The sequence below is a fragment of the Streptomyces hazeniae genome (assembly GCF_031845485.1).
Lineage (GTDB): Bacteria > Actinomycetota > Actinomycetes > Streptomycetales > Streptomycetaceae > Streptomyces > Streptomyces hazeniae.
In genome coordinates, this window is record NZ_JAVREQ010000001.1 from 194,974 (window position 1) to 207,599 (window position 12,626).

General features: G+C 74.0%; 8 protein-coding genes. 1 reads left to right on the forward strand and 7 read right to left on the reverse strand.

The window, feature by feature from the left end; genetic code table 11:
• Window positions 1–25: 25 nt before the first annotated feature.
• Window positions 26–2,881: a carbohydrate-binding protein gene (locus RM572_RS01125; RefSeq protein WP_311671368.1), complete on the reverse strand. Its 2,856-nt coding sequence runs from the start codon at window positions 2,879–2,881 to the stop codon at window positions 26–28.
• Between the two features lie 363 nt (window positions 2,882–3,244).
• On the opposite strand from RM572_RS01125, the gene RM572_RS01130 reads away from it, so the two are divergent.
• Window positions 3,245–4,651 carry an FGGY family carbohydrate kinase gene (locus tag RM572_RS01130; protein ID WP_311671369.1) on the forward strand — a complete coding sequence of 469 codons (1,407 nt, stop codon included), beginning with the start codon at window positions 3,245–3,247 and terminating at the stop codon, window positions 4,649–4,651.
• A gap of 259 nt (window positions 4,652–4,910) precedes the next feature.
• Here RM572_RS01130 and RM572_RS01135 read toward each other — a convergent pair whose 3' ends face one another.
• From RM572_RS01135 to RM572_RS01160, 6 genes are all read right to left on the reverse strand, one after another.
• Window positions 4,911–6,044 carry an RNA polymerase sigma factor gene (locus tag RM572_RS01135; RefSeq protein WP_394813507.1) on the reverse strand — a complete coding sequence of 378 codons (1,134 nt, stop codon included), beginning with the start codon at window positions 6,042–6,044 and terminating at the stop codon, window positions 4,911–4,913.
• 217 nt (window positions 6,045–6,261) lie between these two features.
• A complete protein-coding gene (gene dnaG / locus RM572_RS01140) occupies window positions 6,262–8,181 on the reverse strand; it encodes a DNA primase (RefSeq protein ID WP_311671371.1) in 1,920 nt (639 codons plus the stop codon).
• Between the two features lie 47 nt (window positions 8,182–8,228).
• Window positions 8,229–8,702 carry a GNAT family N-acetyltransferase gene (locus tag RM572_RS01145; RefSeq protein WP_311671372.1) on the reverse strand — a complete coding sequence of 158 codons (474 nt, stop codon included), beginning with the start codon at window positions 8,700–8,702 and terminating at the stop codon, window positions 8,229–8,231.
• A gap of 90 nt (window positions 8,703–8,792) precedes the next feature.
• Window positions 8,793–10,070, reverse strand: coding sequence for an NAD(P)/FAD-dependent oxidoreductase (locus RM572_RS01150; protein ID WP_311671373.1), 1,278 nt, complete (start codon window positions 10,068–10,070; stop codon window positions 8,793–8,795).
• Between the two features lie 166 nt (window positions 10,071–10,236).
• On the reverse strand, window positions 10,237–11,622 hold the full coding sequence (locus RM572_RS01155; protein ID WP_311671374.1) for a deoxyguanosinetriphosphate triphosphohydrolase: 1,386 nt from the start codon (window positions 11,620–11,622) through the stop codon (window positions 10,237–10,239).
• A gap of 53 nt (window positions 11,623–11,675) precedes the next feature.
• A complete protein-coding gene (locus tag RM572_RS01160; protein ID WP_311671375.1) occupies window positions 11,676–12,476 on the reverse strand; it encodes a sirohydrochlorin chelatase in 801 nt (266 codons plus the stop codon).
• Between the last annotated feature and the right edge of the window lie 150 nt (window positions 12,477–12,626).

Below are 12,626 nucleotides of genomic sequence, written 5' to 3' on the forward strand. Positions count from 1 at the left end.
GGCGCGGACCTGTCGGCGGCGCGGGTCAGTCGGGGAGGTTCCACTTCTGGTTGGCGCCGCCGCGACACGACCACAGATGCAGCCGCGTCCCGTCAGCCGACGAGGCCCCCTCCGCATCCAGACACTTCCCCGACTGCGGATTCCGCAACGAACCGTCCGCATGCGCCTCCCACACCTGCGCACCCGTCCCGTTGCACGACCACACCTGCACCTTCGAACCGTCCGCCGTCCCCCCACCGGACACATCCAGACACTTCCCCAGCGCACGCAACGACCCGTCACCCGGCACCGACCACTCCTGCGCCGCCGAACCGTTGCACGACCACAACTGCACCTGCGTACCGTCCGCGGCACCACCACCCGCCACGTCCACACACTTCCCACCGATCCCCGTGACCGGACCCGACCCCGGACCCGGACCCGGACCCGGACCGGAGGTGGTAAAGGAGAATTCGTCGACGTCGAAGAGGGCGCCGTCGCCGCCCCGGAAGACCAGGTGGAGTTCCGTGGTCCCGGCCGGCGGGGCGGACAGGTCGCCGCTCACCTCGGTGTACGTCTCCCAGCCGCCGGTGACCGGGACGGTCGCCGAGCCGAGCAGAGTGCCGTCCGGGGCTCCGGCGCGCAGTTCGAGGGTGCCGCCGCTGCCCGCGGAGGCGACCCGGGCGGAGAAGGTCTCCGCGTTCGCCAGGTGGTAGGGCTGGAAGGAGATCCAGTCGCCGTCCTCGATGTGGCCGACGGCCTTGCCGCCGTGCGCTCCGGCGTGGTCGACGACCTGGACGCCGCTCGCGTCGCCGAAGTGCTCGGCCTGGCGGTGCCGGGTCTGGGTGACGATCTGGTCGTGGGTGGTGAGGGCGGGCTGGCCGTTGGCTCCTTCGTCGGTGTATTCGGCGTCGACGACGCCGAAGATGTTGGCGTTGGGATCGTGTTCGCCGTCGGCGCGGGTCTGCAGCGTGCCGGAGCAGCCCTGCGCGGAGGTCTGCGGGTGGCCGTGGCTGTCGTGGCCGACGATGAAGGAGACGGTGACCCGGGAGCAGTCGACGGGGCCGTCCTCCGGGTCGGTCACGGTGACCTCGAAGGGCACCGGGTCGCCGAAGTCGACGAGCGCGCCGGCCGCGGGGAGTTCGAGCTCCACGGTGGGCGCGGTGTTGCCGACGGTGATCTGCACCGATTCGGAGCCGGTGTTTCCGTCCGCGTCGGTGACGGTCAGGGTGGCCTCGTACTGGCCGTTGCCGGTGTAGGTGTGGGTGGGGTTGGCGGCGCCGGAGGTGGCGCCGTCGCCGAAGTCCCAGGCGTAGTCGAGCGTGGTGCCGTCCGGGTCGTCGCTGCCCTCCGAGGAGAACTCGACGCTCAGCGGGGCCTGTCCGGAGGTCGGTGTGGCGGCCGTCTCGGCGATCGGCGACACTCCGTCCGTGGTGGACTCGATGCGGTACAGGGCGGAGTTCTCGTCACCGCTGAAGTAGCCGGTGCCGTAGTCGAGGACGTAGAGGGCTCCGTCGGGCCCGAAGGCCATGTCCATCACCTGGGTTCCCTGCCAGGGGAACGCGTTGATGGACTGCACGGTGCCGTCGGCGTCCTGGTCGATCCGCTTGATCCAGCGGCGGCCGAACTCGCCGGCGAAGTAGTCGCCGTCGAAGGTCTGCGGGAACTTCACGTCCGATGCGAGGGAGGGGTCGAAGCGGTAGACCGGGCCGCCCATCGGCGACTCGGAGCCGTTGCCGAACTCGGGCACCGAGCCTCCGTCGTAGGGAATCCAGGCGGGCTGGGCGGGAGGCAGCTGGGTGCGGCCGGTGTTGTTCGGCGAGTCGTTGACCGGCGCCCCGCAGTCGAACTTCTGCCCGGAGGCGCCGGAGCCGAAGTCGTAGTCGGTGTAGGCGTCGTTGTCGCCGGTGCAGTACGGCCAGCCGTAGTTGCCGGGGCCGGTGACACGAGCGAACTCGACCTGCCCGGCGGGGCCCCGGGACGGGTCCGCGGCTCCGGCGTCCGGGCCGTAGTCGCCGACGTGGACGATGCCGGTCTCGTGGTCGACGCTCATCCGGAACGGGTTGCGGAAGCCCATGGCGTAGATCTCCGGCCGCGTGTCCGGGGTGCCGGGGGCGAAGAGGTTGCCGTCCGGGATGTCGTACGAGCCGTCGGGGTTGACCGAGATGCGCAGGATCTTGCCGCGCAGGTCGTCGGTGTTGCCCGAGGAACGCTGGGCGTCGTAGGCCGGGTTCCGGGAGGACCGCTCGTCGATGGGGGTGAAGCCGTCCGAGGCGAACGGGTTGGTGTCGTCGCCGGTGGACAGCAGCAGGTTCCCGGCGGCGTCGAAGGCGATGTCGCCGCCGACGTGGCAGCAGATGCCACGCGACGCGGGCACGTCGAGGACGGTCGTGCCGCTGCCCGTGTCCAGGGTGCCGTCGGTGTTCAGCACGAAGCGGGAGAGGCGGTTGACGCCGTCAAACGGCGCGAAGTCGGCTTCCGTGCCCTCGCCGGGCGCGTCACCGGCCGGCGTGTCCAGCGGCGGCGCGTAGTAGAGGTAGACGTGGCGGTTCTGGGCGAACCCCGGGTCGATGCCGACGCCCTGAAGCCCTTCCTCGTCGTGGCTGTAGACGTCGAGCTTCCCGGCGACCTTCGTGGTGCCGGCGGCGTCGGTGAGGCGGACGGTGCCGTCCCGCGAGGTGTGCAGCACCGAACGGTCCGGCAGCACGGCCATGGTCATCGGCTCGCCCATCTCGGCCAGTCCCTTAGCCAGGGTGACCTGCTGGAACTCGGCGGCCTGCGGCTCGGCAGGCGGTGCCGGGGCGGCTGCGGCGGGGGCGGGTGGTGGGACGGTCTGTGTACCGGCCGCGAGGAGCAGGGCGCCGGCCAGGGTGGACAGGATTCTCTTGAGTCTCCCGTGCACGCGATCCTCCGTGGGGAACGGGGTGTGGTGTCGCTGGGCACAGGCGCGCGCCGTCGCGCCGCGTTCCGTGGAGCCGACGAGGGGGCGGCGGCCACGGCACTGGCTGTTCAACTGGTGCGGTACGCCAGCACCGTAGTGACTTCCGTCGCACCGGGAAAGGCTTTCGACCCGAAGAAGGCAACTTTTTCCGTGGACGGGACAAAGCGCGGGATGGTCGGTGCGCACCCGCACCGCTCCCGTCGCCCCCACGCCATCCGCCTCCGCCACATCTCCGGTCGCCACCGTGTCCTCGGGTCGCTGCTGTGTCCCCCGTCACCCCGGACTCCCCTCGGCACACCAGGACGATGAGGCATCATCTGCCCCATGGGGATAGTCGCCGGTCTGGACAGTTCAGCCGCACACACCCGTCTCGTCGTCTGCGACGCCGACACGGGTGAGAGCGTCCGTCAGGGGTACGCCGCGCACGGCGACGACCGCGACGATCCGCAGGCGTGGCTGCTGTCGCTCGGGGAGGCGGCCGCCGACGGCCGGTTGTCCGACGTCCGGGCGATCGGCGTCGCCGCGCAGCAGCAGGGCGTGGTGGCCCTGGACTCCGGCGGCGCCCCCGTACGGCCCGCGCTGCTCGGCAACGACCGGCGGATGCAGGCTGCCGCCAACGACCTCGTCGACGCACTCGGCGGGCGGGAGGCCTGGGCGCAGGCGGTCGGCACCGTGCCGCAGGCCGCGCACCCGGTGACCAAGCTGCGCTGGCTCTCCCGCAGCGAGCCCGAGACCGCCTCCCGGGTCGCCGAGGTGATGCAGCCGCACGACTGGCTGACCTGGCAGCTGCTCGGCCGTTCGTCCCGCCGCGTCACCGATCGCGGCGACGCCTCGGGAACCGGCTACTGGTCCGCGGCCACCGAGACCTACCGGCCCGACCTGGCGGAACTCGCCCTCGGCCACCCGGTGACGCTGCCCCAGGTGGCCGGCCCGGCGGAGGCCGCCGGCACCACGCCGGAGGGACTGCTGATCTCCGCGGGCACCGGGGAGACCATGGCCGCGGCCCTCGGACTGGGCGTCGGCACGGGTGACGCGGTCGTCTCGCTCGGCGCCTCCGGGTCGGTCTTCGCCGTGCATCACGAGGCGCTCGCCGACCCGACCGGCACCATCACCTCCTTCGCCGACGCCACCGGCATGCACCTGCCCGTGGTGCGGACGCTGAACGCCGTCCGGGTGCTGCGCGGCGCGGCGGAGATGCTGGACACCGACCTGGAGGGCCTGTCCCGGCTGGCCGGCGCCTCCACCCCCGGGGCGTACGGGCTGGTGCTGCTGCCGTACCTCGAAGGGGAACGCACCCCCGACCTGCCGCACACCGCGGGCTCGTTGCACGGCCTGCGCCGGGAGAGCATGCGCCCCGAACACCTGGCGCGCGCCGCCGTCGAAGGCATGCTCTGCGGGCTGGGCGACGCGCTCGACGTGCTGCGGCGCCGCGGGGTGCGGGTGCGGAGGGTGTTCCTGCTCGGGGCCGCCGCGGAGCTGCCCGCCGTGCAGGCCGCGGCACCGGGGCTGCTCGGGGCGCAGGTGGTCGTGCCCGACGCCGGCGACTACACCGCGCTGGGCGCCGCCCGCCAGGCCGCGTGGGCGCTGGCGGGCGGCAGCACGCCCCCGGCCTGGCCCGCCGCCCGAAGCAGGGTCTTCGACCCGTCGGAGGAGGAGGCGGCCGTCGGCCAGGCCGTGCGGCAGCAGTTCACGACCGTGCGCGAGCAGACCCACCCGGGCGCGTTCGGCTAGGGCCTGTCCGGCGGATCTTTGAGGGTCGGCCCGCGGCGTCGGATGCATGGGGTCTCCCCAGGTCCGCCAGGACCGTGGGGACGCATCGCAAGGCGGAGGATCGCCGCTCGTACTCGTCGTACTCGCGCGATGCGACAACGGTGGGGGCACCCCCGTGCCCGAAGGGCCACGGGGGAGAGGTGCCGTAGCCGTCGTCGCGGGCCCGAGAAGATCGCCGGACAGGCCCTAGGCGTCGCGCCCGAGGGGACGCAGGTGCCGGTCAGTCCAGGTAGCCCCGGAGCTGGTCGGCGAAGGCGTGGTCGCGGAGCTTGCCCAGCGTCTTGGACTCGATCTGCCGGATGCGTTCCCGCGTCACGCCGAAGAGGCGGCCGATCTCCTCCAGCGTGCGCGGACGGCCGTCGATCAGGCCGTACCGCAACTGCACCACCCTGCGCTCGCGTTCGCCGAGGGTGGAGAGCACCGCCTCCAGGTGCTGCCGGAGCAGCAGGAACGCGGCCGACTCGACGGGCGACGGTGCGTCGCCGTCCTCGATGAGGTCGCCGAGGTGGACGTCCTCCTCCTCCCCGACCGGCGCGTGCAGCGACACCGGTTCCTGCGCCAGTCGCAGCACCTCGACGACCCTTTCGGCCGTGAGGCCCAGGTGTGCGGCGACCTCCTCGGGGGTCGGCTCGTAGCCGCGCTCCTGGAGCATGCGGCGCTGGACGCGGATCACGCGGTTGATCAGTTCGACGACGTGGACCGGCACCCGGATCGTGCGGGCCTGGTCGGCGAGGGCCCGTGACATGGCCTGGCGGATCCACCAGGTCGCGTAGGTGGAGAACTTGAAGCCGCGCGCGTAGTCGAACTTCTCCACCGCGCGGATCAGGCCCAGGTTCCCCTCCTGCACCAGGTCCAGCATGGTCAGGCCGCGGCCGACGTAGCGCTTTGCGACGGACACCACGAGGCGGAGGTTGGCCTCGATGAGACTGCGCTTGGCCATCCGGCCGAGCACCACGAGGCGGTCCAGGTCGAGTGCGAGGCGTTCGTCGAGGCCGGTCGCGGCCGCGAGTCTCTCCTCCGCGAACAGGCCCGCCTCGACGCGGCGGGCGAGTTCCACCTCCTCCGCGGCGGACAGCAGCGGTATCCGCCCTATCTCACGCAGGTACTGCCGGAAGAGGTCGCCGGTCGGGCCGGTACCGGCACCGGCGCCCGGTGCGAAGCGGGCGGGTGCGTGCCGCGCACCGCGGGGTGGGGCCAGACGCGTGGTGGGGGTGGTCGGTGCGGCGGCCTGCGCCGCACTGGTCAGGGTCTGGGTCTGCACGGGGGCGACCTCCAAGTGATCGCTGCCGGTTCCGGGACGGCATACGAGACGGGAACGACCGCGGCCGCGCCGCGTGCCGTCCCGGCAGAAGATGTGCGGACCGCGAAGGAGAATGGCCCCTCCCGGCCAGCACCGCCGCGCTCCGATGACTCAGGCACCGCTTGCCAGTGTGCGCCACGACACACCTGGTCCACGAGACTCGTGCGCCGTCTTTCTTTGCCCGTCGGTAACCTTGGCACCCTTGACAACCCGCCGGGGCACGCCCCGACATGCCGGCGGACCGCGCGACGGCGACGGGCCCGGTGAGGCGTCAGAGCGCGTCGGCGCCCCGGTCGCGGAGGGCGCGGGCGTACTGCTGGAGCACCCAGAGCTGTTCGCGCACCGGCGCCGCCGACTCGTGGTCGCGCTGGGCCTCCAGACGCCGCGCGGAGCCTTCGAGTTCGGCGATCCGCGCGTGCACGGCGGCCAGCCGTACGGCGACCAGCTGCATCCCCGCGTAGATCTCGTCCGGCTCCCGGCCGCGCGCGGCGCGCAACGGTTCCACCGCGAGCTCGGTGACCAGGCTGCGCACCGTGTCGTCGGGGGCGGCGTCCCGTACACGGGCGACGAACTCGCCGTCGGCGCCGCCGACTCCGCCTGCCGCCTCGACGGCCTTCCGCACCACCGCGTACGGCGGCGCGGTGAACTCGTCGGCGCCGTACGCGTCGAACGCGGGGGCGACCAGCTCGGGCCGCTGCAGCGCGAGCTTGAGCAGCTCGCGTTCGACCCGGTGGGCGGGGCTGCGCAGGTTCAGGGCCGGGCCTGCGGCCCGCGGCCGTGCGGGCGGCTCCCCCGGGGGCGCGCCGTGCTCCGGCTGCCGCGGACGGTGGTCGCCGCCGGGCCGCGCGGCGGACCGCTCCCGCGCCCACTTCGCGAGCTGCCCCACCCGTCGCACCACGAACTGCGTGTCGAGGATGCCCAGCAGTCCGGCCAGCCGCACGGCGTACTCGTGCTGGATGGCGGCGTCCTTGATCCGGGCGACGATCGGCGCGGCCTCCTCCAGCGCCGCCGAACGCCCCTCCGCGGTGTCCAGGTTGTGCGCGGTGACGGCGGAACGGAGGGCGAACTCGAAGAGCGGCGTGCGGCTCTCGACGAGGGTCTGCACCGCCGGGTCGCCCTCGGCGAGCCGGAGTTCGCAGGGGTCCATGCCGCCGGGGGTGATGGCGATCGAGGTGCGGGCGGCGAACTTCTGATCGTCCTCGAAGGCGCGCAGCGCGGCCTTCTGCCCGGCGGCGTCTCCGTCGAAGGTGAAGACCACCTCGGAACGGGAGTTGTCCATCAACACCCGCCGCAGGATCTTGACGTGGTCGCCGCCGAAGGCGGTGCCGCAGGTGGCGATGGCGTTGGTGACCCCGGCGAGGTGGCAGGCCATCACGTCGGTGTAGCCCTCGACGACGACGGCGCGACCCGCCTTGCCGATCTCGCGCTTCGCCAGGTCGATGCCGTACAGCACCTGCGACTTGCGGTACAGCGCCGTTTCGGGGGTGTTGAGGTACTTGGGCCCGTTGTCGTCGTCGCGGAGTCTGCGCGCGCCGAAACCGACGACCTCGCCGGTGATGTCACGAATGGGCCACAGCAGCCGGCCACGGAAGCGGTCGATGGGGCGGCCCGAGCGACTGTCCTGGGCGAGACCGGCGAGGGTCATCTCCTTGTCGGAGAAGCCCTTGCCGCGCAGGTGGCGCACCAGGTGGTCCCAGCCGGCCGGGGCGTAGCCGAGGCCGAACCGGTCGGCGGCGTCCTTGTCGAAGCCGCGTTCGTCGAGGAAGCGCCGGCCGATCTCGGCCTCCGGCCCGTCGAGTTGCTCGCGGTAGTAGGCGGCGGCCGCGCGGTGGGCCTCGGCGAGCCGGGTGCGCTCGCCCGCCTGGCTGCCGCGGCCGTAGCCGCCCTCCTCGTAGCGGAGGGTGATGCCGGCCTGCGCGGCGAGCCGTTCCACGGCCTCGGAGAAGGACAGGTGGTCGACCTTCATCACGAAGTCGAGGGTGTCCCCGCCCTCCTGGCAGCCGAAGCAGTGGTAGAAGCCCTTGCTCGGGCTGACGTGGAAGGAGGGGGACTTCTCGTCGTGGAACGGGCAGAGGCCCTTGAGCTGGCCGCCGCCGGCGTTGCGGAGCTGGAGATACTCGGAGACGACGGCGTCGATCGGAACCGCGTTCCGTACCGCCTTCACGTCGTCGTCGTTGATCCTTCCGGCCACGGGGAGAGTCTACGGCGCGCCGCCGGCGGTGCCGTGCGGGAGGCGGGTCACGGGAGCGTGCGGACGAAGACGTGGTGCGGTCCGACGCCCTCGATGACGAACTCCTCGCCGGCCGCCTCGTAGCCGTGCCGCTCGTAGAAGCCGCGGGCCTCGGTGCGGCCGTTGCACCACATCAGCCGGGCGCCGCGGGCTGCGGCCGCGTCCTCGCCCGCGCGGAGGACGGCGGTGCCGTAGCCCCGGCCGCGGGCGGCCGGGGCGCTGGCCATGCCGCGGATGCGGTACGCGGCAGGGCCGGCTCCGCGCTCGCGCTCCTCGCCCGGGGCGCCGGGGTACGGCTCCGGGTAGAAGCTGCCGCAGCCGAGGACGTCGGCGCCCTCGCCGTCGTACGCGGCGACGTGGAAGGCGCCGTCCAGGCCGTCCTCGGCGAAGACCGCCGACTCGCGCGGCAGCCCGGGCCGCAGCACCTCCCAGCGCAGCGGGAAGATCTCCGACACGGGCACGACTGCGGTACGGATCGCCATGGACGTCACCCTACGGCGGCCGCGCCACCCGTTCGGAGGACGGCGGCGCCCCCGGCCCCAGGGGTGTGATCCCGGCGGACCGCCCGCCGCTCATCCCTCCCCGGTCTCCTCGGGGGCCAGCGACTCCAGCGGCGTGCCGGGATCGGCGAGGGCCTGGCGGTCGACGGGCCGGCCGGAACGGATGAGCCGCTGGATCGGCCCGGTGACGTCCCACACGTTGGCGTTCATCCCCGCGAGCACCCGGCCCTCGCGCAGCCAGAAGGCGATGAATTCCCGTTTGCCGAGGTCACCGCGGACAAGCACCTCGTCGAAGGCGCCGGACGGCGCCCAGCCCGAGTACTCCATGCCGAGGTCGTACTGGTCGGAGAAGAAGTACGGCACCCGGTCGTACGTCACCTCCTGCCCGAGCATGGCGCGGGCGGCGGCCGGGCCGGAGTTGAGGGCGTTGGCCCAGTGCTCGACGCGGAGCCGGGAGCCGAGCAGCGGGTGCTGCTCGGCGGCGACGTCGCCCGCGGCGTAGATGTGCGGGTCGGAGGTGCGCAGCGAGGCGTCGACGGCGACGCCTCCGACGGGCCGCTCCGCGAGGTCCAGCCCGGCGGCGCGGGCGAGGCCGACGCGGGGGGCGGCACCGATGGCGGCGAGCACCTCGTGCGCGGGGTGTTCCTCCCCGTCGTCGGTCTCCACGGCCTGCACCATGCCGTCCTGCCCGACGATCCGCGTCAGCCGGGCCCCGAAGTGGAAGCGGACGCCGTGGTCGCGGTGCAGGTCGGTGAAGAAGGAACCCATCTGGGGGCCGAGCACGGTGTGCAGCGGCGTCGGTTCGGGCTCGATGACCGTGACCTCCATGCCGTAGCCGCGGGCCGCGGCCGCGACCTCCAGGCCGATCCATCCGGCGCCGGCGATGACGAGGTGGCCGTTCTCCCTGCCGCGCGCGGCGAGGACGCCCCGCAGGCGTTCCGCGTGCGCCAGGCGGCGCAGGTGGTGGACGCCCGCCAGGTCGGTGCCGGGCACCTCGAGGCGGCGCGGCTCGGCGCCGGTGGCGAGGAGCAGGCGGTCGTAGTGGACCCGGGCGCCGTCGCCGAGGGTGACGGCCCGGGTCTCGGGGTCGATGCGGACGGCGGGCTGGCCGAGGTGCAGTTCCACCTCGGCCCCGGCGTACCAGGAGGGGGCGTGCACGAAGACGCTGTCGCGTTCGGCGTCGCCGGTGAGGTAGCCCTTGGACAGCGGGGGCCGTTCGTAGGGGTGGTCGCGTTCGTCGCCGATCAGGATGACGCGTCCGGTGAAACCCTCGTCTCTCAGGGTTTCCGCCGCTTTCGCGCCGGCCAGGCCACCGCCGATGATGACGAAGGTCTGATGTGCGTCGACCACGTGATGCCTCCTCGCTGAGACGATCCCCCCGGCCTGTGCGTCCCCTGGGCGGGAACTGCTCCCCGCACAGGATTCCCCGTTTTCGCAGGGAATCCTCCACCGAGCGTCCCGTATCAGTCTCCGTGCGGGAAGGCGGCGGGGCGACCGGGTGAGGACCCGGGGCACACTACGCCCGTAGACCTCGTCCGGCGGTGAGGCGGGCGTGCAGCGAACGGGCGGAGGTGTCGGTGAGCGCGGCGATCTGGTCGACGACCACGCGCAGCCGGGCGGCGTCGTCCGGGGCCTCGGAGTACAGCGACCGGTACTGCGGGTCCATGCCCTCGGGCGCGCGGGCGAGCAGCGCGTCGGCGAGTTCGCCGAGCACGACGCGCTGGTCGGCGCGGAGGCGCTCCTGGTCCTCGCGCTGCATGACGTAGCGGTCGGCGACGGCCTTGAGGACGGCGCATTCGAGACGCGCTTCGCGGGGCACGACCAGCTCCGCCGCGTACCGGGTGAGCCGTCCGGAGCCGTAGCGGTTGCGGGTGGCGCCTTCGGCAGCGAGGCAGAACCGTCCGATGAGCTGACTGGTGGCGTCCTTGAGTCGGGCCTGCGCGAGGGCTGTGCCGTCGTAGCCGTGCGGCCACCACTCCTGGTCCAGCAGCCGGTCGAGCGCCTCCGCCAGCTCCTCGGCGTCGGCGCCCGGGGCGTAGCGGCGGGCGCCGAGGGCGAAGACGTCCCGGCGTTCCGGCTCGGCGAGGAGGAGGTTGGGGTCGACGTGACCGGCGTGCAGACCGTCCTCGACGTCGTGCACGGAGTAGGCGACGTCGTCGGCCCAGTCCATGACCTGCGCCTCGAAGCAGCGGCGCCGGTCGGGTGCGCCCTCCCGGAACCAGGCGAACACGGGCAGGTCGTCCTCGTACACGCCGAACTTCGCCGAGGCGGGGTTCTCGGGGTGGGCGCCGCGGGGCCACGGGTACTTCGTGGCGGCGTCCAGCGCGGCGCGGGTGAGGTTCAGGCCGACGCTGATCTGGCCGCCCTCCGCGTCGTCGCGGGCCACGAAGCGCTTGGGCTCCAGCCGCGCCAGCAGCCGCAGCGACTGGGCGTTGCCCTCGAAGCCGCCGCAGGGTTCGGCGATGCCGCTCAGGACGCTTTCACCGTTGTGGCCGAACGGCGGATGCCCCAGGTCGTGCGCCAGGCAGGCGACCTCGACCAGGTCGGGGTCGCAGCCGAGCGCGGCGCCGAGTTCGCGACCGACCTGCGCGCACTCCAGGGAGTGCGTGAGCCGGGTGCGCGGGCTGGCGTCCCACACCCCGCCGGACGCCCCCACGGCGGAGGCGTCGTCCGGCCCCCCGCCCCACACCGCGGCCGGGACCGCCGGCACCACCTGCGTCTTGCCCGCCAGCCGGCGCAGCGCCGCCGAATGCAGCACCCGGCCCCGGTCGCGCTGGAAGGCGGTACGGCCGGGGCGCTTGTCGGGTTCCGGGGCCCAGCGCTCGGTGTCGCAGGGGCGGTAGGGGCCGCCGGGCTGGTTGCCGTCACCCGCGCGGGGGTCGGTGACGTGGGTGCCGTCCATGCGCCGACCGTACGTGCTGCGGGGGGCCCGCGGCCGGTGGGGGCACGCTTCGCTCAGGCCGCGAGGGGGTGCGGGTGCGGAGCCGTACGCGGAACGGGCGCGCGGGCGGCGCGCACGGACGCCTCCTGGCCGGACGTCTCCCGGGCACGCACCGCCTCGTCGTACCGCCGCAGCACCAGGCGGGCCAGCGCGGGGTGCGCGCCCAGCGGCGCTGCGGCCACGCAGCGGGCGGCGCCGCCCGCGCGGTGCGCCGCCGCGGCGCACCGCGCGGCGAAGAGGCCCGGCGCGGTGAAGCAGGAGGCCAGCGCGAGGTGCCGGTACCCGTCCGCGCGCAGGCCGGCCACGGCCTCCTCGACGGCGGGCGCGGCGGCGGGTACGACGGGTGTTCCGCCGAGGCGGTGGCTGAGCAGCCCGGCGGTGCGCGCGGTGTCGACGGCCGCGTCCGGGTCGCGGGAGCCGGCGGCGGCGAGCACCACGGCCCGGCGGGGGCCGGGACGCCAGCCCGCCTCCCGCAGCCGGTCGGCGAGCGCCTCGGCGAGCAGCGGATGGGGGCCGAGCGGGGCGGCGACCGCCGTGGCCAGGTGCGTGGCTTCCGCGGCGGCGGCCGGGAGGTCGTGGTTGACGTGGTGGCCGCGGGCGAGGAGCAGCGGCACCAGCACGGCCCGGCCGCCGTACGGGAGCGCGCCGAGGGTCGCCGGCAGCAGCGGCGCGTTCAGTTCGACGTGCCCGAGTTCGACGCGCAGGCCCGGCCGCTGTGCCCGTACGCGGTCGAGCAGCGCGGTGACGGTGCGGAGGGCCGCGGGGTCGCGGGAGCCGTGTGCCACGGCGACCAGGGTGGAACGGTCGTCTGCCATCCCCCGAGGGTGCCGTCCTCTCGTTGCCCCCGCGTTGCGCACACCTCACGGCGACGTCCGCCGTGCGGCTGCCGGGGAGGCCGTGCGCCGTCGGCGGCCACGAGGGGGGTTCAGGGCCGGGACTCACGGGGCGGGACTCACGGGGCGGCG